Annotated in this window: 19 protein-coding genes; 7 read left to right on the forward strand and 12 right to left on the reverse strand. The window is 66.2% G+C overall.

The window, feature by feature from the left end; all coding sequences use genetic code 11:
* Positions 1 to 177: 177 nt before the first annotated feature.
* On the forward strand, positions 178 to 681 hold the full coding sequence (gene coaD / locus ASE31_RS11980; protein ID WP_057201858.1) for a pantetheine-phosphate adenylyltransferase: 504 nt from the start codon (positions 178 to 180) through the stop codon (positions 679 to 681).
* A 4-nt stretch (positions 682 to 685) separates the two neighbouring features.
* Here the strand turns inward: coaD and ASE31_RS11985 are convergent, their stop codons facing one another.
* The 6 genes from ASE31_RS11985 to ASE31_RS12005 all read right to left on the reverse strand — a co-directional run bounded on the left by ASE31_RS11985 (position 686) and on the right by ASE31_RS12005 (position 5,537).
* A complete protein-coding gene (locus ASE31_RS11985; protein WP_057202500.1) occupies positions 686 to 1,429 on the reverse strand; it encodes an alpha/beta fold hydrolase in 744 nt (247 codons plus the stop codon).
* 64 nt (positions 1,430 to 1,493) lie between these two features.
* The gene (locus ASE31_RS11990) at positions 1,494 to 2,621 is read right to left on the reverse strand and encodes a putative zinc-binding metallopeptidase (protein ID WP_057201859.1); all 1,128 of its coding nucleotides are present in this window, start codon (positions 2,619 to 2,621) and stop codon (positions 1,494 to 1,496) included.
* Between the two features lie 166 nt (positions 2,622 to 2,787).
* Entirely contained in the window at positions 2,788 to 3,105 is a 318-nt protein-coding gene (locus ASE31_RS11995; RefSeq protein WP_057201860.1) for a BON domain-containing protein, read from the reverse strand.
* Positions 3,106 to 3,275: 170 nt separating this feature from the next.
* Complete coding sequence (locus ASE31_RS12000; RefSeq protein WP_057201861.1) at positions 3,276 to 3,665, reverse strand: DUF883 family protein; 390 nt, start codon at positions 3,663 to 3,665, stop codon at positions 3,276 to 3,278.
* 55 nt (positions 3,666 to 3,720) lie between these two features.
* Positions 3,721 to 3,885, reverse strand: a complete 165-nt coding sequence (locus tag ASE31_RS31010; protein WP_082604153.1) for a DUF1328 domain-containing protein — start codon at positions 3,883 to 3,885, stop codon at positions 3,721 to 3,723.
* 278 nt (positions 3,886 to 4,163) lie between these two features.
* Positions 4,164 to 5,537 (reverse strand): CHASE3 domain-containing protein, encoded by a 1,374-nt coding sequence (locus ASE31_RS12005; RefSeq protein ID WP_057201862.1) that lies wholly within the window; start codon positions 5,535 to 5,537, stop codon positions 4,164 to 4,166.
* Between the two features lie 123 nt (positions 5,538 to 5,660).
* On the opposite strand from ASE31_RS12005, the gene ASE31_RS12010 reads away from it, so the two are divergent.
* Positions 5,661 to 6,293, forward strand: coding sequence for a response regulator transcription factor (locus tag ASE31_RS12010; protein WP_057201863.1), 633 nt, complete (start codon positions 5,661 to 5,663; stop codon positions 6,291 to 6,293).
* A 115-nt stretch (positions 6,294 to 6,408) separates the two neighbouring features.
* Here ASE31_RS12010 and ASE31_RS12015 read toward each other — a convergent pair whose 3' ends face one another.
* From ASE31_RS12015 to gpmA, 4 genes are all read right to left on the reverse strand, one after another.
* The gene (locus ASE31_RS12015; protein ID WP_057201864.1) at positions 6,409 to 6,825 is read right to left on the reverse strand and encodes a response regulator; all 417 of its coding nucleotides are present in this window, start codon (positions 6,823 to 6,825) and stop codon (positions 6,409 to 6,411) included.
* Positions 6,826 to 6,936: 111 nt separating this feature from the next.
* Positions 6,937 to 7,686: a molybdopterin-synthase adenylyltransferase MoeB gene (locus ASE31_RS12020; protein WP_057201865.1), complete on the reverse strand. Its 750-nt coding sequence runs from the start codon at positions 7,684 to 7,686 to the stop codon at positions 6,937 to 6,939.
* Between the two features lie 135 nt (positions 7,687 to 7,821).
* A complete protein-coding gene (locus ASE31_RS12025) occupies positions 7,822 to 9,258 on the reverse strand; it encodes a S41 family peptidase (RefSeq protein ID WP_057201866.1) in 1,437 nt (478 codons plus the stop codon).
* A gap of 128 nt (positions 9,259 to 9,386) precedes the next feature.
* Positions 9,387 to 10,130, reverse strand: coding sequence for a 2,3-diphosphoglycerate-dependent phosphoglycerate mutase (gpmA, locus tag ASE31_RS12030; protein ID WP_057201867.1), 744 nt, complete (start codon positions 10,128 to 10,130; stop codon positions 9,387 to 9,389).
* 72 nt (positions 10,131 to 10,202) lie between these two features.
* Between gpmA and ASE31_RS12035 the strand changes: the two genes are divergently transcribed.
* From ASE31_RS12035 to ASE31_RS12050, 4 genes are all read left to right on the forward strand, one after another.
* Positions 10,203 to 10,610: a rhodanese-like domain-containing protein gene (locus ASE31_RS12035; RefSeq protein ID WP_057201868.1), complete on the forward strand. Its 408-nt coding sequence runs from the start codon at positions 10,203 to 10,205 to the stop codon at positions 10,608 to 10,610.
* Between the two features lie 77 nt (positions 10,611 to 10,687).
* Entirely contained in the window at positions 10,688 to 10,948 is a 261-nt protein-coding gene (gene grxC / locus ASE31_RS12040; protein WP_057202502.1) for a glutaredoxin 3, read from the forward strand.
* Between the two features lie 122 nt (positions 10,949 to 11,070).
* The gene (secB, locus tag ASE31_RS12045; protein ID WP_057201869.1) at positions 11,071 to 11,529 is read left to right on the forward strand and encodes a protein-export chaperone SecB; all 459 of its coding nucleotides are present in this window, start codon (positions 11,071 to 11,073) and stop codon (positions 11,527 to 11,529) included.
* Positions 11,530 to 11,578: 49 nt separating this feature from the next.
* Complete coding sequence (locus tag ASE31_RS12050) at positions 11,579 to 12,589, forward strand: NAD(P)H-dependent glycerol-3-phosphate dehydrogenase (protein ID WP_057201870.1); 1,011 nt, start codon at positions 11,579 to 11,581, stop codon at positions 12,587 to 12,589.
* Here ASE31_RS12050 and ASE31_RS12055 read toward each other — a convergent pair whose 3' ends face one another.
* Together ASE31_RS12055 and lysA are read right to left on the reverse strand one after the other, a co-directional pair.
* Positions 12,590 to 13,279: a hypothetical protein gene (locus ASE31_RS12055; RefSeq protein ID WP_057201871.1), complete on the reverse strand. Its 690-nt coding sequence runs from the start codon at positions 13,277 to 13,279 to the stop codon at positions 12,590 to 12,592. It abuts the gene before it with no gap.
* Between the two features lie 461 nt (positions 13,280 to 13,740).
* Positions 13,741 to 14,985 (reverse strand): diaminopimelate decarboxylase, encoded by a 1,245-nt coding sequence (gene lysA / locus ASE31_RS12060; RefSeq protein WP_057201872.1) that lies wholly within the window; start codon positions 14,983 to 14,985, stop codon positions 13,741 to 13,743.
* A 119-nt stretch (positions 14,986 to 15,104) separates the two neighbouring features.
* Here lysA and ASE31_RS12065 point away from each other — a divergent pair, with 119 nt between their 5' ends.
* Positions 15,105 to 16,052 carry a LysR family transcriptional regulator gene (locus tag ASE31_RS12065; protein WP_057201873.1) on the forward strand — a complete coding sequence of 316 codons (948 nt, stop codon included), beginning with the start codon at positions 15,105 to 15,107 and terminating at the stop codon, positions 16,050 to 16,052.
* The last annotated feature ends 210 nt before the right edge of the window (positions 16,053 to 16,262 follow it).

A 16,262-nucleotide genomic window follows, 5' to 3' on the forward strand; every position in this document is an offset into this window, starting at 1 on the left:
TAGCCCATGCGGCGCACCCGCAGCATCCACCCCTCCCGATTTCGCTCCGACGCAGCGCCGAAAAGGCTGTAGCCAGGCTCCATGTTGCAGTGCACTGCATAATGCGCCCAAGCGGCCCGGCAGGCCCACAAGAGGCCGGGGCCAGTGCCAATTCCGCCGTACAGGAGACAACCCGCCATGGCCCAGAACGTGCTCGCCGTCTATCCCGGAACCTTTGACCCCATCACCCTGGGCCATGAAGACGTGGTGCGCAGGGCCACCCAGTTGTTCGAACGCGTGATCGTCGCCGTGGCGGCCGGCCACCACAAGAAGACCTTGTTCAGCCTGGAAGAGCGCATCGACATGGTGCGCGAGGCGGTCAAGGGCTACCCCCAGGTGCAGGTGGAAAGTTTTTCGGGCCTGCTGCGCGACTTCGTCGTGTCGCGCGGCGGCAAGGCCATGGTGCGCGGCCTGCGCGCCGTGACCGACTTCGACTACGAGTTTCAGCTCGCCGGCATGAACCGCAGCCTGATGCCCCAGGTGGAAACCGTGTTCCTGACCCCCAGCGACAAGTACCAGTTCATCAGCAGCACCTTTGTGCGCGAAATCGCGGTGCTGGGCGGCGAGGTGACCAAGTTCGTCTCGCCCTCGGTGCAGGAGCGTCTGGCCGTGAAGGTGCGCAGCCTGGCGCCCCAGACCTGAGGGGTCAGCCCGTCCAGCCGCCGCGCTGCAGCCACTGGGTGAGCAGCGTGTTGACCACCTCGGGCCGCTCCATGGTCAGCATGTGGCCGCAGTCGGCCACCACCTCGAATTCGGCGCCAGGGACCAGGCCCGCGATCTCCTCGGAGCAGACCAGCGGCGTGAGCTGGTCCGCTTCGCCGCAGACCACCAGCACGGGGCATTTCACCTGGGGAAGGTGCAGGCGGGCGTCCGGGCGCACGATGACGGCGCGGTTCTGGCGCACCAGTTGCTCGGCGCCTGCGCGCAGCACGAAATCCAGGTAGTCCTGCACCAGGTCGGCCCGCGCCGCGCCGCTGGGGTGAAAGGCGAAGGCCACGTTGGGCTCGATCACCTCGCGCACGCGCCCCTGCTCGAACAGCGCGATGGCCGCTTCGCGCAGCGCCTGCATCTCGGGGGTCTCCGGTCGGGCGGTGGTGCCCAGCAGGGCCAGCCCGACCACTCGGCCCGGTGCCTGCCGGGCTGCTTCCATGGCGATCATGCCGCCCATCGAGGCGCCGCACAGCAGCAGGGGGCCGGGGTATTGGGCGAGCAACAGGGCCGCCATGGCCTGCACGGTCGTGGCTTCGGGCCGGGTGTGCACTTCGGTGATCTCCGGGCGCAAGGCCGCTGGCAGTACCGCGCGCTGAAAGCGCCACATGGTCGCGTCGCCCGCCAAGCCTGGAATCAGCAGCAGTTGCGGAGCAGGGCTGGGAGGCGGATTGGTCGTCATGGCAGTCATCGTCGTCGGGGTCGTCATCATCAGGGACAGCGCAGGGGCGGGGCCTTCCTGCCGCTCACCCCACTGCGCTGGTGGCCGGGTGGGCTGGCGCGTTGCTGCTGCCGCTGGACTGTGCTCCCTGCACGATGTCGTGCACGAAGCGCAGCTTGACCATGGCCCCGGAAGACAGGGCAAACGGGTAGGCATCGTCCTGCCCGAGGCTGCGGTTGAGGCTGTTGAGCAGCAAGGTCAGCGGCACCCATTGGCGCACCATGTCGTGAAAGTCCGGGTGGTTGGCCACGAACGGGTCGGTCACATGGTGGCGCATGGCCATGTGCGGGTCGGGCACGGTCACTGCGGTCTGGTAGCTGGCAGCGGTTTCCAGCAGGTCCACCATGTGCAGGTAGTGGGCCCAGGTTTCGGCCCAGTCTTCCCATGGGTGGGCGGCGGCATAGGCGCTGACATGGTTCAGGAACCAGTCGTTGCCATTGCTGCCCTTGGCATAGTGCGCATCGAGCGCGGCGGCGTAGTCCTGCCGCTCGTCACCGAACACTGCGCGGAACGCGTCCAGCCGGTGGCCATCGCGCACCAGCTGGTCCCAGTAGAAATGGCCGGACTCATGGCGCAGGTGGCCGATCAGGGTGCGGTAAGGTTCGCCCAGCGCGATGCGCCGGCGTGCACGCTCGTCGTCATCGGCTTCGGCCACGTTGAGGGTGATGGTGCCGCCCTGGTGGCCGGTGAGGATGGCGGGGCCCCCCAGCATATCGGCCAGGAACTCGAAAACCGGCCCGTAGCGGCCTGGGGCCGGCTCCAGCCCCAGGCGGGCGAGGGTGTAGAACAGCTGGCGCTTGGCGCCCTCGATCTGTTTCCAGCGGCGCAGGTTGGCCATGTCCGACAGATCAGGCAGCAGGCGCGTCTGCCGGCACGACACGCACAGCTGGGCATAGTCGTTGGACGGCACGGCGAAATTGCATGCGTCGTAGGTGGTGTGGTTGTGGCACATGCGGTACAGCCGGCCGCTGTACTGCGCTGTACCCCGCTCACCCAGGCGCCGCCACAGGTCAGGGCCATCCTGGGGGGCCGGCGTCAGCGCCGCCATCGTCTGCTGGTCTGGCAGAAAAGCCAGCGCGCTGCCACAGTGCAGGCATTGCACGCTGTCGAAAAACACCAGATGACCGCAGTGGTCGCAATTGAATACCCGCATGGGCTGAGCTTAAACCCAGACGCGGTGCGACAGTGGACTCAATGGAGGGTCTTCCATGCAAATGGGGCTACAAGCCATGCCGCAATGGCAAAAGCAGGCCCGGCGGTGAAGCCGGAGCCTGCTTTTGGGCCATCAGCGGTTTTCACCGGCCGATGGAGGTCGTCGTTCAGGGACGAACGACGATGCTGTTGCGCACTTCGCGCACATGCTTGGTGTTGCGGGCAATGTTTTCAGCCTGGTTCTTCTCGGAGGCGGACTTGGCGAAGCCCGACAGCTGTACCGTGCCGTTGAGCGTTTCCACGCTGATCGAGGTGGCGGAAACGGACTTGTCTTCAGCCATCTTGGCCTTCACGGCGGTGGTGATGCCTGCGTCATCGACGTAGGAGCCCACAGTTTGCTGGTCGCGTGCCACCGAGCAGCCCGTGGCGGTGACGATGGTGAGGCCGGCAACTGCGGCAAAGGCGAGGGCACGTGCGTATTTCATGGTTTTTCCTTCTTCAGTGGTATTGGGAACGCGGGTGCTTTGGCAATTTCAATCAACAGGTCTTATGCACCCTCCATGACCGGCTGACTGTAGGTTCTGGAACACTGGCCTGTGGCCCCTGTCCCAGTAAATTTCGGGTTCGTCGGCGGGTGCTTGCCCGCCGGCTGGATTCAATAGCTGCGGCGGCGCGATGCCCACAGGATCAGGCTGGCGGTCAGGGCCCCCACGCCGGCAGCGATGACGATCGACTTGCCGGGCTGCTCGGCCACGTACTTGCTGGTCGCATCGGCCACGTCCTGCACCTGGCGGCGGGCGCGGGCGCTGGCTTCGGCCGCGTAGTCGATGCTGCGGCTGGCCAGTTCCTGGGCGCGTGCGGCGAGATCGTCGATGGCAGGGTCGGCTTCCCGGCGCAGCGCACGGACCTTGCTTTCTGCCTTGTCCAGTGATCCATTGGCGAGGTTGCGCGTGCTTTGCACTGCATCCTGGGCGCTTTGCAGCACGTCGTCGGTCAGGGTGCGGGCGCTTTCGGCAACCTTGTTGGTGGCGGATTGGATGGTCATTGGTTCACTCCTTGGTGTAGACGATGGGATGGTCGGCAAGCTGGGAGGGGGCTTTTCAGCCCCTTCGCAGCAGGCCCACGACGAAGGTGACAACGGCCATGATCACGAACACGAAGAACAGGATCTTGGCGATACCCACGGCACCTGCGGCAATGCCGCCGAAGCCGAAGAGGGCTGCGATCAGTGCGATGACCAGAAAAACGACGGCGTAGTGCAGCATGTGCTTCTCCATTGGGGCCGGACATCCGGCGAGAGGTTCAGTTAGCGCCTTTCGTTGGCGCCTGACTCCAATGTAGGTGGCCGGTGTCGGGCAGGATGCCGGTGGCCGGCGCGCCGTTTTGTCGGTGGCTGGACGCCCGCCTTGTAGGACAGCGGCTTGCTGGATGGAGCCGGGCGGGTCGTGGGCTGGCGAGCCGGGGATTGCTCTTGCCCCCGGCCTGCTGTTGCGGCAGGGGAAAAGGCTTTCAGGACGGGGCAGGTGTGCCTGCTGCGCGCCGGTCAGGCGGGGCTGTGCTGCAGCGGCAGAATGGCCGAGACCAGCGCGCCATTGCCAGGCCGCGAGGTGATGGTCAGGCGCCCTCCGGCCGCCTCCACGCGGTGGCGCATGCCGGCCAGGCCATGGGAGGACGGGCTCACGCTGGCCGGGTCGAACCCCTGGCCGTCGTCGCGCACCTGCACGGCCACATGCTTGGGGTGGCTGTGCACCGAGACCAGCACCTTCTGCGCCTTGGCGTATTTGCCGATGTTGGTGAGCGATTCCTGCACCAGCCGGTAGACGGTCAGTTGCGTGGTGTCGGGCAGTTGTACAGGCTCCAGGCTGGTTTCCACCTCGATGCCGGCGCGTTCGCCGTACTCGCGCGCGAGGATCTCGATGGCGGCCGTCAGCCCCAGGTTGGACAGCGACGAGGGGCGCAGGTCTTCGATGATGCGGCGCTTCAATGCAATGCCGCTGTTGAGCGTCTCGGTCAGGTGGCGCAGGCGCTCGGCAATCTCGGGCACCTGGATGTCGATCTTGGATTTGAGGCGCGCCACGTCGAGCTTGGCCGCCGTGAGCAGGGCGCCCAGTTCGTCGTGCAGTTCGCGCGCCAGGTGCCCCCGTTCGTCTTCGCGCACCTGCTGCAGGTGGCTGGCCAGCTCGGACAGCGTGGCCGTGCGCTCGCGCACCAGGCCTTCGAGCCGGTCGCGCTCGCGCTCCAGCAGCAGTTGCTCGCGCAGGCTGAACTGCTGCAGCGCGGTGGCCTGGCGCAGGTACATGAAGAACGCCAGCAGCCCGATGGCGGTGACGGTGGCGATGCCGATGCGCGAGAGCATCAGCGAGCGCAGCACCTGCGCCTGCCCCTGCTTGACAACGACCGCGCTGCGGTCGATGAGGGCCTGTGCATGCTTGCGGATGGCCTCCATGTTCTCCATGCCCACGTCGGTGTGCAGGATGAACTTCCAGGCATCTTCGTTGCCCTGGCGGCGCAGTTTGAGGCTGAGCTCCATCTCGGCGAGCTTGCGCGAGATCTGGCGCGACAGCAGCGACAGCTCCTGCATGTCGTCGGGCGAGTCGAGGAACTGGTTGCGCAGGTTGTCGAGGTCCTGCTGCACGCTGGCCAGCGCCTTGTCGTAGGGTTCGAGGTAGCGGTCGTTGCCGGTGAGCAGGTAGCCACGCTGCCCGGTCTCGGCATCGAGCATGCTCTGCAGCAGCCGGTTCAAGGCCCCGTGCGTCACCTGGCCATGGGCCATCTGCGTGACGGCGCCCTGCGATCGCATGTGGCCGACCTCGTTGATCCCCACCAGCACCATGGCCGCGAGCAGTGCCATCGGCAGGCTCAGGGCCATTTTGCGGACTTTGGGAAGCAAGTCCTTGGAGATCTCATGCAAATTCATATGCGTTATTCTGGATAATGTCCACAGACCAGCTGACGGCGCTGCCAAATGGCGGGTGATCTGAACGCAGGTGCATTCAACAAAAATTGGGAGGGGCAAGCCTTCTCCCCGAAAGAACGCTCAATGATCAAGATCGGCATTGTGGATGACCATGCAATTGTTCGCTCCGGACTTCGCCAGTTCCTGTCCGAGCACGTGGACCTGCGCGTGGAAGGCGAGGCCTCCAACGGCCGCGAAGCCATCGACCTGGTGCGCACCCACGAAATCGACGTGCTGCTGATGGATCTGTCCATGCCCGGCCAGAGCGGCCTGGATGCGCTGGCCATGCTGCGCGCCAAGGCGCCCGACATGGGTATTTTGATCCTCAGCGGCTACCCGGAGGAGCATTACGCCATCAATCTCATCCGCCAGGGGGCCAGCGGCTACCTGAACAAGGAATGCGACCCCTCCGAGATCGTGGAAGCCATCCGCATCATCGCCCTGGGCAAACGCTACCTCACGCCCGCCGTGGCGGACCTGCTGGCCCAGCAGCTCAACCGCAAGGACGACGCCCCGCCGCACGAGCAGTTGTCGGAGCGCGAGTTCCAGGTGTTCCTCAAGCTGGCCAAGGGCGAGACGGCCGGTGACATCGCCAAGTCGCTGTCGCTGAGCGTGAAGACGGTAAGCACCTACCGCACGCGCCTGATGGAAAAGATGAGCCTGTCGTCCAACAGCGACCTGACCTACTACGCGCTCAAGAACCGCCTGATCGATTGAGCGCAAGGCCACCTGGCTGCAAGGGGGCCGCAGCTTCCGCGCCGCCCTTGCCCTGCCCAGGCAGGCGCGCTTCTTCATCAAGGCTAGAGTGCGTGCTGGCGGTGCGCCAGCGCGCTCAAGGCGTGCCGCGCACGGGCGTGCGGGCGTCGGGGGAGGGGTGTACGCTGCCATGCTCTATGCAGTAGTCCACCAGGGCATCGATTTCGTTGGATTTGTCGAACACCGCATCCACGCCCAGTTGGGCGCAGCGCATGCGGATGTCGGGGGTGGCATAGTTGCTCAGCACCACCATCTTCTGGTGGGGCCTGCGGTCGCGGCAGGCGGCCAGCACGCCCAGGCCACTGCCTTGGCGCAGGAACAGGTCCACGATGGCCAAGTCCCACTGTTCCTGGTGGCCGGTGAGCCAGCCCTTGCCTTCGTCTTCGGTTTCCGCCACCCCCACCGCCTCGACGGATGCCAGTTCTTCCAGAGTACCGATGAGGTTCTCGCGGATGGTGGCATTGTCTTCAACGATGTACGTGCGGAGTTTCACTACGGATCCAGGTGACGGTCGGTGCAGCCAAGCGTTGGCCCGGTTCTGAATTTAACCGAAGTGCCTCTTACATTCTGACAGCGGCTGCACGCAGGCTGTGTAGGAGTGCTCCTACGGTGACGCACACACAACACATCCGGGTGCTCGCTCCACGTGCATGGTGCTCCATTCCATCGAGCGGCCATCCAGCATCATCAGCCGCCCGGCCAGCGTGGTGCCCACCCCGGTGATCAGCTTCAGCGCCTCAGCCGCCTGCATGGTCCCGATGATGCCGACCAGGGGCGCGAACACCCCCATGAGCGCGCAGCTGACCTCCTCGAACTGCGCGTCCGGCGGGAAGATGCAGGCGTAGCAGGGTGCCTTGCCGTTGCGCGGGTCGATCACCGTGATCTGGCCATCGAAGCGGATCGCCGCCCCCGCCACCAGCGGCACGCCGTGGCGCACGCAGGCTGCGTTGACCGCATGGCGGGTGGCGTAGTTGTCGCTGCAGTCCAGCACCACGCTGGCGCCGGGCAGCAGTTCGCCCAGCAGGGCCGCATCGGCGCGGGCCTTGATGGCCCGGACCTGGACTTCGGGGTTGATGGCCGCCACCGCCTGCGCGGCCGACTGCACCTTGGGCGTGCCCACGCGCGCCGTGGTGTGCGCGATCTGGCGCTGCAGGTTGGTCAGGTCCACCGTGTCGTCGTCTACCAGCGTGATGCGGCCCACTCCGGCGGAGCCCAGGTACAGCGCCGCAGGCGAGCCCAGGCCCCCGGCGCCGATGATGACGGCATGCGCGGCCAGCACGCGCTCCTGCCCCTCGATGCCGATCTCGTCGAGCAGGATGTGGCGCGAATAGCGCAGGAGTTGGTCGTCGGTCATGGGGCGAGGTTGGGTGCTGCAGGTCGGGCTGCGATTGTGCGGGAGATTGCCTGCGCGCGATGGCAGGCGTGAAAAAGGCCGGACTCCCTGGGGAGGCCGGCCTTGTGCGGGTTTGGGCTGCGCTCAGCGAAGAGCTCAGTTTTCCTTCTTGTCTTCCTTGCGCTCGGTCAGCGTCTTGCTGACCAGCACGGGGCGGCCCTTGAGCTGGTTCAGGGCCTGCACGAGCTGGAAGTCCTTGTCGGTGCCGAACTCGGGCGCCTTGCGGTCGGCGGCCGGCTTCTTGGCCTCTTCTTCCAGGCGTTTGCGGGCTTCTTCGCGGGCCTTTTCACGGGCGGCGTCTTTCTTTTCCTCGCCCTGGCCGCTGCCCAGGTGCTTGTCCAGGTCGGCTTCGCGCATGCGCAGGGCGGCGAACACGTTGCCTTCCTCGGACTCGTCGATCATCACGTCGGGCACGATGCCCTTGGCCTGGATCGACTTGCCGCTCGGCGTGTAGTAGCGCGCCGTGGTTAGCTTGATGCCCGTGTCCGGGCCCAGGGGACGCACGGTCTGCACCGAGCCCTTGCCGAAGGTCTGGCTGCCCATGATGGTGGCACGCTTGTGGTCCTGCAGCGCGCCGGCCACGATTTCGCTGGCCGAGGCCGAGCCTTCATTCACCAGCACCACCATGGGCACCGACTTGATGGAGGCGGGCAGGCGGCGCAGCGGGTCGCCGCCGCTGCGGCGCTGGTAGTACTCGGGCGCTGCCTTGTAGGTGGACTTGCTCTCGGCCAACTGGCCGTTGGTGGTGACCACCGTGACGTTGTCGGGCAGGAAGGCGGCCGAGATGGCCACGGCCGCGTCGAGCAGGCCACCCGGGTCGTTGCGCAGGTCGAGCACCAGGCCCTTGATGTTGGGGTCCTGCTTGTACATCTCTTCCATCTTGCGCACGAAGTCGTCGACCGTGCGTTCCTGGAACTGCGACAGGCGGATCCACGCGTAGCCGGGTTCGATCACCTTGCCCTTGACGGACTGGGTCTTGATCTCTTCGCGCGTGATGGTCACCGGGAAGGTGCGGCTCTCGTCCTTGCGGAAGATGGTGAGCGTGACCTTGGTGTTGGGCTCGCCGCGCATGCGCTTGACGGCGTCGTTGAGCGCCAGGCCCTTCACGGCCGTTTCATCGATCTGGGTGATCAGGTCGTTGGGCTTGAGGCCAGCGCGGAACGCGGGCGAGCCTTCGATGGGGGAGACCACCTTGATGAGCCCATCCTCCTGCGTGATCTCGATGCCCACGCCGACGAAGCGGCCCGACGTACCTTCGCGGAATTCCTTGAAGGACTTCTTGTCGAAATACTGCGAGTGGGGGTCCAGGCTGGCCACCATGCCGGAGATGGCATCGGTGATGAGCTTCTTGTCGTCCACCGGCTCGACATAGTCGGTCTTGACCAGGCCGAACACGGCCGAGAGTTGCTGGATTTCTTCCAGAGGCAGTGGGGTCATGGCGCCGCGCGCGACGGTCTGCAATGACACCGTGGTGAGCGCTCCGGCCACCACGCCTACCGATACCCATCCTGCAATTTTGAGTTTTTGGCCCATAGAACACCTTTTGCCGCGTCAATATACACCTTGGAAGGGCCAAACCCGCCGCAGTTCCGCGCCGGGACTCGCTTTCAGGCGTTTTAAGGGTTTTATCAGCGGGCTTTACACCCGCTTCACGCCCTTTCTTACGCCTTGCCTTGCGAAGCGACTGCCGCAGCGGCCTTGGCCGCCGCTTCAGCGTCACCCAGATAGTAGTGGCGTATGGGCTTGTGGTCGGCATCGAGCTCGTATACCAGTGGAATCCCGTTGGGAATGTTCAGGCCCACGATCGCATCGTCCGAGATGTTGTCCAGGTACTTGACCAGGGCGCGGATCGAGTTGCCGTGCGCCGCCACCACCACGCGCTTGCCGCCCTGGATGGCCGGAGCGATGGATTCGCTCCAGAAGGGCAGCACGCGCGCCACGGTGTCCTTGAGGCATTCGGTCAGCGGCACCTGGCCGGCTTCCAGCCGCGCGTAGCGCACGTCGCTGCGCTCGCTGCGTGGGTCCGTGGCTTCCAGTGCTGGCGGGGGGGTGTCGTAGCTGCGGCGCCACACCAGCACCTGGGCATCGCCGTACTGCTTGGCCATGTCGGCCTTGTTCAGGCCCTGCAGGGCGCCGTAGTGGCGCTCGTTCAGGCGCCAGCTGTGCACCACGGGCAGCCAGGTGCGGTCCATCTCGTCCAGGGTGTGCCACAGCGTGCGCGTGGCGCGCTTGAGCACGCTGGTGTAGGCCACGTCGAACTCGTACCCCTCCGCCTTGAGCAGGCGGCCAGCGTTCTTGGCCTGGTCCACGCCGGTGGGGGTGAGGTCCACGTCGGTCCAGCCGGTAAAGCGGTTTTCCAGGTTCCAGGTGGATTCGCCGTGGCGGATCAGTACGAGTTTGTGCATGGTTTCCCTTGGAGAAGCGGGTCAAAACCATACATTCTAAAATTGCGCTGTTCGCCAACCCAAGGAATCCCCGTGAAATTCATTATCGACAACTGGTATCTGTTCTTCGTTGCACTGGCTTCGGGCGGCATGCTGATGTGGCCTTTGCTCAAGAACGCCAGTGGTGGCACGCTTTCGCCCGCTGGTGCCGTGCAGCTCATCAACCGCGAAAAGGCCGTCGTCATCGACGTCTGCGAGACCGAGGAATTCGCGGCCGGCCACGTGGGTGGTGCCAAGAACGTCCCCCTGAACCAGCTCGAAGAGCGCCTGCCGACCACGGTGAAGAACAAGGCCCTGCCGCTGGTGCTGGTATGCGCCACGGGCGCGCGCGCCAACCGCGCCGTGGGCATCGCCAAGAAGCTCGGCTACGAGAACGTCCAGGCCCTGGCCGGTGGCCTCAAGGCCTGGCGCGAAGCCAGCATGCCGGTTGAAAAGGTCTGAGAAGCCCCTAGATAAAAGGCATGGGCGCCTTGCGCCCCCCCGCCGCCGCAGCAGCCCCTCTACGAAAGATGCCCGCCATGCAACCCGTGAAGATGTACACCACCGCCGTCTGCCCCTACTGCATCCGTGCCAAGCAGATCCTCAAGTCCAAGGGCGTGGAGCAGATCGAGGAGATCCGCATCGACACCGACCCAGCGGCCCGCAACACCATGATGGAGATCACCGGGCGCCGTACCGTGCCCCAGATTTTCATTGGCGACACCCATGTCGGCGGCCACGATGACCTGGTGGCGCTGGATGGGCGCGGTGGCCTGATGCCATTGCTGGGTGCGCAGTGATCGTTTAGGCCCGTTCCCGGGCGCTGCATAATGCAGCCCCATGTGCCCGCTGCGGGAGCTCTTCCCCGGCGGGTTTTGTTTTGCCACACACGCTCGTTCTGAGCACAAGAGACTTGTCAACCATGGCCGACCAAGAGAACCCCGTTTTCCAGATCCAGCGCGTTTACCTCAAGGACATGTCGCTGGAACAACCGAACTCGCCCGGCATCCTGCTGGAGCAGGAACAACCGAGCGTGGACATCCAGCTGGGCGTGGAAGCCACTCCCGTGGCCGAAGGCATCTTCGAAGTGGCCGTGACCGCCACGGTGCAGACCAAGGTCAAGGACAAGACCGTGTTCCTGGTCGAAGCCAAGCAGGCTGGCATCTTCGAGATCCGCAACATCCCTGAAGACCAGATGGGCGCCATCATGGGCATCGCCTGCCCGCAGATCGTGTACCCCTACCTGCGCGGCAACGTGGCCGACCTGATCAACCGCGCCGGCTTCCCGCCTGTGCACTTGGCCGAAATCAACTTCCAGGCCATGTTCGAACAGCAACAGGCTGCGGCTGCGGGCAATCCGTCGCCCATCATCACGCAGTAAGCGTGGTCCGCGGGGACGCAGCATGCCGTCCCCGCCGTCTCATTCCCCTATGAAAATCCTTGTTCTGGGCGCAGGCGCCTGGGGCTCTGCCGTGGCCATGGGCGCCGCGCAGCACCCTGCCGGCCATGCCGTTACGCTGTGGGCGCGCGACGCCGCGCAACTGGCCGGCATGCAGGCGGGCCGCGAGAATGCGCGCTACCTTCCCGGCATGGCCTTTCCCCCCACGCTGGCGCTGGCCGGCGGGGACTTTGCCGCGCCCGCAGGCGCGGCCGATCTGGTCATCGTGGCCACGCCCATGTCGGCCCTGCGTGGCATGCTGCAGGCGCTGCGCGACTGTTCGGCACCCGTGGCCTGGCTGTGCAAGGGCTTTGAATCGGTGGCCGGCGACGCGCCTGGCCGTTTCGGCCTGCTGGCCCACGAAGTACGGGCCGATGTCGCACCCCAGCTCAAGGCCGGGGCCCTGAGTGGCCCCAGCTTCGCCCAGGAAGTCGCCCGAGGCCAGCCCACGGCCCTGGTGGCGGCCAGCGAGCACGCCAGCGTGCGCGATGCCCTGGTGGATGCATTCCACAGCCCCAGCGTGCGCGTCTATGCCAACGAGGACATCGTGGGCGTGGAAGTCGGCGGGGCAGTGAAGAACGTGCTGTCCATCGCCACCGGCCTGTGCGATGGGCTGGAACTGGGCCTAAATGCCCGCGCTGCGCTCATCACGCGCGGCCTGGCCGAGATGACGCGGCTGGGCCTGGCGCTGGGCGCGCGGGCCGATACCTTCATGGGCCTGTCGGGCCTGGGTGACCTCGTGCTGACCGCCACAGGCGATCTTTCGCGCAATCGCCGCGTGGGCCTGCTGCTGGCGCAGGGACAGACGCTTGCGCAGGCCGTGGAATCGCTCGGCCATGTGGCCGAAGGCGTCTACAGCGCACGTACGGTGGCGCAGCGCGCCCGGTTGCTGGGGGTGGACATGCCCATCACCGATGCCGTGGTGGCCCTGCTCGATGGCCGGCTGCAGCCTGCAGAGGCGGTCGCGCAGCTCATGGGCCGCGGCCCGCGCGAAGAAATTTGATCAATTGCCCGCCGAGAGGCGGCGCAGCAGCCCCTCCTCGTCATCGGGGTGGAAGAAATAGGGATAGAAACTGCGCTCCTGCGCCGACAGGCCGGGCCGGCCGCCGAACTGGTCGATCAGGCGGCGCCCCTTGTTGCCATCCATGTGCAGCAGCACGGCCGGGGCGCCCACGCGCTGGCACAGGCGCGCCGATCCCACCGGGTCGAAGCGCAGCATGCGCATGTAGAACGGTGCATGGCGCGGGTTCACCTCGATCACGATATCGGTCGCCCGGCGTGCGCGGAAGGCCACGATGAAGGCGATGTGGAAGATGGCGCCCAGCACCTGCTTGGAGCGCACGCCCGGGTCCATGGCGAGCTTGCCGATCTCGCAGATGCGGGCGCCGCGCGCGCGCAACTCGCCGATGAATTCGGGAAACTGCTCCGCCGCAGCCAGGTCTCCGTCATCGAGCCGCACGGAGATGGTGCCTGCGGGCTGACCATCGATCTGCACCACCAGGCTGCTCAGGTCGAAGTCGTGCGTCAGTGTGGCCTGCATTTTGTAGCCCCTGCTGGCGTACATGCGCGCCAAAAGGCCCTGGCCCTTGCGCGACAGGCGGATCTTGCAGGTCTTGGTCTCGGTAGTGCCCAGGCGGCTCAGGTACTCGCCCGGGTATTCCAGTTCGAAGATGGTCCGTTCGTCCACTTGCATGGCAGGCTCCTTGCGGTGTCTCCATGTACCTTGTCTGACGCGCCGAAAGGAGTGGACCAGGGCATGGAAGCAACCAGCGTAGCGGCGACGGGGGCCATCGGCAAACATTAAAACGCAGGTGGCGATCAATGGTGAAGTGGCCTGCGCAAACGGTGCTGCACAGCAAAAAAGCCGCATCCGCCCTTGGGAGGCGGATACGGCTTTGTGCGGTGGGCACGGTGCCCCGTGGGGCACGGGATCAAAGCACCCCGAACAGCATCAACAACAGGACGAGGGACAGTGGGACGCCGAGCAGCCAGAGAATGATGGGCATGGTGATCTCCTTGGAAACGGGTGGAAGTGGATAAGTGACTCCACTGTATTCCCGCCTCCTGGACTCGCCTGTCCTCCAACGCGGCACCCCTGCGTAGGTCCGAGCCTACCGGCCTTGCAGGGGGCGGCGCCATGCCTGCGCGCCGTGTTTACAGACCTTCTTCCAGTGCCAGCAGCTCCTGCACGGTCTGGCGCCGGCGGATCAGCCTGGCCTGGCCCCCGTCTACCAGCACTTCGGCGATCAGCGGGCGCGTGTTGTAGTTGGAGGACATGGAGGCGCCGTAGGCGCCCGTGTCATGGATCACCAGCAGGTCGCCCACCTGGGCCGCCGGCAGGTCGCGCGGCAGCACCACGCCGCCATCGCCCTGGGTGAACACGTCGCCCGACTCGCACAGCGGGCCAGCCACTACCGTGGGGCGCGCGGCTGCCGTGCCGCCATCGCGGCGCAGTACCTGCATGGCGTGGTAGCTGCCGTACATGGAGGGGCGCATCAGCTCGTTGAAGCCCGTGTCCACCAGAACGAAGTGGTTGTTGCCCGCGTTCTTGGTGGCGCGCACCTCGCCCAGCAGAACCCCCGACTCGGCCACCAGGAAGCGCCCGGGCTCGATCTCCAGCCCGAGCTTGTGGCCGACGATGGCCTCGGCCTGCTGGCGCGCCGTGTCCCACAGGCCATGGTAGTGCTGCGTGTCGATCACCGGGTCGCCGCTGCGGTACGGGATGGACAGGCCGCCGCCCGCCGAGATGGCGTGCAGGTCGTGTCCGGCCGCATGCGCCGTGCGCACCAGCTCCACCATGGCGCCGCAGACTTCAGCCAGGTGGACGTAGTCCACGCCCGAGCCGATGTGCATGTGCAGGCCCGTGAGCGCCAGGCCGTGCTGCCTTATGGCGGCCAGCGCCGCGGGCAGGTCGGTGTGCCAGATACCGTGCTTGCTGTGCTCGCCGCCGGTGTTGGTCTTGTTGCTGTGGCCATGGCCGAAGCCGGGGTTGATGCGCAGCCACACCGCGTGGCCCGGCGAGGCCTGGCCCAGCTGGTGCAGCATGTCGATGGAGCCGGCGTTGACCGGCACGCCATGCTCGACCACGCAGGCCAGGGTGTCGGCATCGAACAGGTCGGCCGTGAACACGATCTCCGAGGGCTCACCACCGGCTTGGTAGCCGGCCGCCAGCGCGCGCAAGATCTCGCCGCGCGAGACAGCATCCACCTTCACGCCCTGCTCGCGCATGAGCTTGAGGATGTGGATGTTGGAGCAGGCCTTCTGCGCGAAGCGCACGGTGTCGAAGTTGGACACCTGGGCGATGCGCTGGCGGATGGTGGCGGCGTCGTAGATCCACAGCGGGGTGCCGAACTGCTCGGCCAGGGACTGCAGCTGGGCGGGGGGGAAGGGGTTGGACATGGAAACGGCTCCAGGAAAGGGCGAGGCAAGGGGTGCGATGGGCCGGATCATGCCGCCCTCCAGTCATCCAGTCCAATGCTTGTTTTGTGGATGCTATTCAATTTGGATATGCTTGGCGCATGCCCCACCCCCCTGACAACAGCGCCCCGCGGATCGGCCACCGCCATGTCGAAGTGTTCCGCGCCGTCATGCTGGCCGGCAGCGCCACAGGTGCCGCCGAGTTGTTGCACACCTCGCAGCCGACGGTGAGCCGTGAGCTGGCGCGCCTGGAGTCGCTGCTGGGCTACAGCCTGTTCGACCGCGTGCAGGGCCGCCTGCGCCCCCATGCGCGGGCTCTGGCGCTGTGGGAGGAGGTGCAGCGCTCCTGGCAGGGCCTGGACCGCGTGGTGGACCGGGCCGTGGCGCTGGGGCGCTCTGCCGGTGCTGCACAGTCCCTGTCCGTGTTGTGCCTGCCCGCGCTGTCCCATGCGTTGCTGCCCGGCGCCGCCGCGCGCATGCTGGTGGAGCACCCTGGCGCCCGGGTCTCCGTCACGCCCCAGGAACCGCCTTTGCTGGAAGAGTGGATGACGGCGCAGCGCTTCGACATGGCACTGAGCGAGCAGGTCTCCACCCCGCCCGGTACGCGCTCGCAGCGGCTGCTGACCTTGGACGAGGTGGCCGTGCTGCCTGCAGGCCATGCGCTCGCTGCAAGGCCCGTGCTGCAGCTGGCCGACTTTGCCGATCAGCCGTTCGTGAGCCTCTCGGCCGACGACCCGTACCGCCGCCAGATCGACGCCCTGTTTGCCGAGGCCGGCGTGCAGCGGCAGATGCGCATGGAAACGCACAGCGCGGTGGCGGTGTGCGCGATGGTGCAGCGGGGGCTGGGGGTGGCCATCGTTAATCCGCTCACGGCGCTGGCCGTGGCGGGGCAGGGGGTGGTGGTGCGCAGGGTGGGGTTTTCGGTGCCGTTCAGTGTGAGCCTGGTGTTGCCGTTGTACCGGGCGGCGTTGGATGAGGTGGGGTGGATGGTGGAGGCTTTGGAGGTGGAGGCTGGTGATCTGAAATCGAAACTTTGGCGATTGATTTGATTGCTTGTGGCCGTTGCCTGCCGCATGCCTTTTTTGAGGGCGGGAGCCGGGTCTCGGCCCGGCGGCCGAGGTACCTTTCTTTGAGTCGCCAAAGAAAGGTACCCCAAAGAAAGGCGACCCCGCTGCCCGTGTCCCCCTCGCCCGGTGGGCGAGGGGGCAGCCTGCGATGCTCGGTCCTGGGGTGACGCCGAAGAACTCCCTGCGCTGCCT

Origin of the sequence: Acidovorax sp. Root217, assembly GCF_001428645.1 — a bacterium.
Classification (GTDB): Bacteria; Pseudomonadota; Gammaproteobacteria; order Burkholderiales; family Burkholderiaceae_C; genus Acidovorax.

Excerpts from the sequence above, each read along its gene's own strand:
- coaD (WP_057201858.1), top strand. The coding sequence starts at position 178 with ATGGCCCAGAACGTGCTCGCCGTCTATCCCGGAACCTTTGACCCCATC.
- ASE31_RS11990 (WP_057201859.1), bottom strand. The coding sequence starts at position 2,621 with ATGCGGGTATTCAATTGCGACCACTGCGGTCATCTGGTGTTTTTCGAC.
- ASE31_RS31010 (WP_082604153.1), bottom strand. The coding sequence starts at position 3,885 with ATGCTGCACTACGCCGTCGTTTTTCTGGTCATCGCACTGATCGCAGCC.
- ASE31_RS12005 (WP_057201862.1), bottom strand. The coding sequence starts at position 5,537 with ATGAATTTGCATGAGATCTCCAAGGACTTGCTTCCCAAAGTCCGCAAA.
- lysA (WP_057201872.1), bottom strand. The coding sequence starts at position 14,985 with ATGTCCAACCCCTTCCCCCCCGCCCAGCTGCAGTCCCTGGCCGAGCAG.
- ASE31_RS12000 (WP_057201861.1), bottom strand. The coding sequence starts at position 3,665 with ATGACCATCCAATCCGCCACCAACAAGGTTGCCGAAAGCGCCCGCACC.
- ASE31_RS12020 (WP_057201865.1), bottom strand. The coding sequence starts at position 7,686 with ATGACCGACGACCAACTCCTGCGCTATTCGCGCCACATCCTGCTCGAC.
- ASE31_RS12050 (WP_057201870.1), top strand. The coding sequence starts at position 11,579 with ATGAAAATCCTTGTTCTGGGCGCAGGCGCCTGGGGCTCTGCCGTGGCC.
- ASE31_RS12010 (WP_057201863.1), top strand. The coding sequence starts at position 5,661 with ATGATCAAGATCGGCATTGTGGATGACCATGCAATTGTTCGCTCCGGA.
- gpmA (WP_057201867.1), bottom strand. The coding sequence starts at position 10,130 with ATGCACAAACTCGTACTGATCCGCCACGGCGAATCCACCTGGAACCTG.
- grxC (WP_057202502.1), top strand. The coding sequence starts at position 10,688 with ATGCAACCCGTGAAGATGTACACCACCGCCGTCTGCCCCTACTGCATC.
- ASE31_RS12025 (WP_057201866.1), bottom strand. The coding sequence starts at position 9,258 with ATGGGCCAAAAACTCAAAATTGCAGGATGGGTATCGGTAGGCGTGGTG.
- secB (WP_057201869.1), top strand. The coding sequence starts at position 11,071 with ATGGCCGACCAAGAGAACCCCGTTTTCCAGATCCAGCGCGTTTACCTC.
- ASE31_RS11995 (WP_057201860.1), bottom strand. The coding sequence starts at position 3,105 with ATGAAATACGCACGTGCCCTCGCCTTTGCCGCAGTTGCCGGCCTCACC.
- ASE31_RS11985 (WP_057202500.1), bottom strand. The coding sequence starts at position 1,429 with ATGACGACCAATCCGCCTCCCAGCCCTGCTCCGCAACTGCTGCTGATT.
- ASE31_RS12065 (WP_057201873.1), top strand. The coding sequence starts at position 15,105 with ATGCCCCACCCCCCTGACAACAGCGCCCCGCGGATCGGCCACCGCCAT.
- ASE31_RS12055 (WP_057201871.1), bottom strand. The coding sequence starts at position 13,279 with ATGCAAGTGGACGAACGGACCATCTTCGAACTGGAATACCCGGGCGAG.